This window comes from Streptomyces glaucescens (genome assembly GCF_002154375.1).
Lineage (GTDB): Bacteria > Actinomycetota > Actinomycetes > Streptomycetales > Streptomycetaceae > Streptomyces > Streptomyces glaucescens.
Map to the genome: position 1 here is coordinate 1 of NZ_MUND01000980.1, position 862 is coordinate 862.

Sequence of the window (862 nt, forward strand, 5' to 3'; positions counted from 1 at the left end):
GCCCGCCGCGCGGACGCGTGGTCTCGGCGCCCTGGCAGTCGGTGCTCACGCTGCTGCCCTATCTGAGCCCGGTGGCGCCCCGGTTGATGCGGCAGGCGCGTGTGGTGGGAGTGCAGCGGGTGTCTCCGGACGAGGCGGCCGAGATCGGGCGGGTCATCGGCCTGCCCCGCGCCGAGTACGAACCGCTGCCCACCCTCGCCGACGGCGTCACCCTGTGGTGCGCGGACGGCGACCGCCAGTACGTGGTCACGCAGCCCACGGACGCCGAGATCGGACTGCTGGGCGTGGCCCGCCGGATGGACTGACCGGGCGCCGGTGAGGAGCCGGAGCCGGGCAGCGCCGCCGGTTCCGGCTGCCGATTCCTGGGCGGCCACCCCGCTTTGTTCCGGACGTGCATCAGGCGGCAGACGCGCCTGCCGGGCCCGCCCCTTTCTTGATTAGGCTGGGGCGGGGCACGCAGCGAGTACCCGGCACAGGGTGATGCGGGTTCCGGGGGGTGACTCGGGGGTGACCCGGGGGGACAGCCCATGAATCGAACGACAGCAATGGTCGCCCCAGCACGCTACGAGGGTGCTCGACCACACCAGGAGGAACTGTGAGCAGCGATCGGGACGGGATCCGCGGGGGCTGGGCGACGCCCGGCGATGACCAGCCCGACGCGGAGGCCGCCGTCGAGGCGACCGGCGAGTTCACCATCGACTACGCACCGCCTGCCTGGTACACGCAGAACGCGTCGGGGGGTTCCGACGGGGCGGGATTCCCGGGGGCTTCCGGGGCTGCGGTTGCGGCGTCCGGGCCGGCGGTTCCGGCTCCCGCGACTCCCGCCGCACCGGCCGACTCCGCCGCTCCCCCGGTGCCGCCC

The 862-nt window shown here is 74.4% G+C and carries 1 protein-coding gene and 1 pseudogene; both read left to right on the top strand.

The window, feature by feature from the left end:
- Window positions 1-305 (top strand): annotated as a pseudogene (locus tag CCN42_RS39940) (hypothetical protein); the annotation flags it as partial.
- A 290-nt stretch (window positions 306-595) separates the two neighbouring features.
- A partial coding sequence (locus CCN42_RS43990) for an SCO5717 family growth-regulating ATPase (protein ID WP_281259575.1) occupies window positions 596-862 on the top strand: 267 nt, incomplete at its 3' end.